The organism is Pseudoxanthomonas taiwanensis (assembly GCF_010093135.1).
GTDB lineage: Bacteria > Pseudomonadota > Gammaproteobacteria > Xanthomonadales > Xanthomonadaceae > Pseudoxanthomonas > Pseudoxanthomonas taiwanensis.
This window is the reverse complement of record NZ_PDWK01000152.1, coordinates 1-717: the sequence shown is the minus strand read 5'-3', so window position 1 is coordinate 717 and position 717 is coordinate 1. Positions and strand designations below refer to the sequence as shown.

Sequence of the window (717 nt, the reverse complement as noted above, 5' to 3'; positions counted from 1 at the left end):
AAGCGCTCAACGAAGGCCGCAGGCCCGAGGGCTGGAATGCCAAGCGGCTGCAGCACACCGACCGCGACGCGCGCTGGACCAAGAAGCACGGCAAGAGCTTCTACGGCTACAAGGTGCACGCCAACGCGGACGCGCGCTACAAGCTGATCCGCCAGGCGAAGGTCACGCCGGCCAACGCCGACGACGGCCAGACGCTCAAGGAGGTGCTGGACCGCGCCAACACCGGCGCGCGGCTGCTGGCCGACCGAGGCTACGACGCGCAGACCAACCGGGAGTTGCTGCAGGTCCACGGGCTGCGGGACGGCATCGCGCGGCGTGCGAAGCCCGGGCAGGAGCGGCGCGTGCGACTGGACGCGCGCAACAAGGCGATCAACCGCGTCCGCGCCAGAGGCGAACATGTGTTCGCCGGCCTCGAGCAGTTGGGCGGCAAGTGCGTGCGGGCGATGACGCTGGCGAGAAACGAACTGGCGATCCTGCTGAAGTGCGCGGCGTACAACGCCAAGCGGCTGGTCTGGCTGGTGCGCCATGACCCGTGCGGGTGTGCGCGATGAAGGCAGAGGTGCGCCCGCTGAGCCTGCAAACGCAGTTTTGCAGGGCCTCGGGCGCCCGCCAAGGCTGCGATGACGGGGCCTGAGCGGCACCGAGAACCCCGAACTGAACGACGCGAGCGCCCTCATGCCGGTTCAGCCTTCGGAAATGGGGTTATGCGAAGTGCCC

At 68.9% G+C, this 717-nt stretch carries 1 protein-coding gene; it reads left to right on the top strand.

What is annotated here, in order from left to right; all coding sequences use genetic code 11:
- A partial coding sequence (locus tag CR938_RS14325; protein WP_162125624.1) for a transposase occupies positions 1-551 on the top strand: 551 nt, incomplete at its 5' end.
- Between the last annotated feature and the right edge of the window lie 166 nt (positions 552-717).